This is a genomic window from Nocardia sp. NRRL WC-3656 (assembly GCF_000720265.1).
Lineage (GTDB): Bacteria > Actinomycetota > Actinomycetes > Mycobacteriales > Mycobacteriaceae > Nocardia > Nocardia nova.
In genome coordinates this window covers 1-230 of sequence record NZ_JOJF01000145.1, presented here as the reverse complement: position 1 = coordinate 230, position 230 = coordinate 1, and the positions used below count along the sequence as shown (strand labels likewise).

Genomic DNA, 230 nt, shown 5'->3' with positions numbered 1-230 from the left:
AAGAACCTGTTGGTGGCGATCATGCCGTGGGAGGGTCACAACTACGAGGACGCGATCATCCTGTCGCAGCGTCTCGTGGAGGAGGACGTGCTGACCTCGATTCATATCGAGGAGCACGAGATCGATGCTCGCGACACCAAGCTCGGTGCCGAGGAGATCACTCGTGATATCCCGAACGTGTCCGATGAGGTGCTGGCGGATCTGGACGAGCGTGGCATCGTGCGCATCGG

At 60.0% G+C, this 230-nt stretch carries 1 protein-coding gene; it reads left to right on the top strand.

Annotated features, from left to right (window positions below):
* Positions 1–230, top strand: a 230-nt coding sequence (locus IG65_RS35610) for a hypothetical protein (RefSeq protein WP_036526751.1), incomplete at both ends; no start/stop codon positions are given.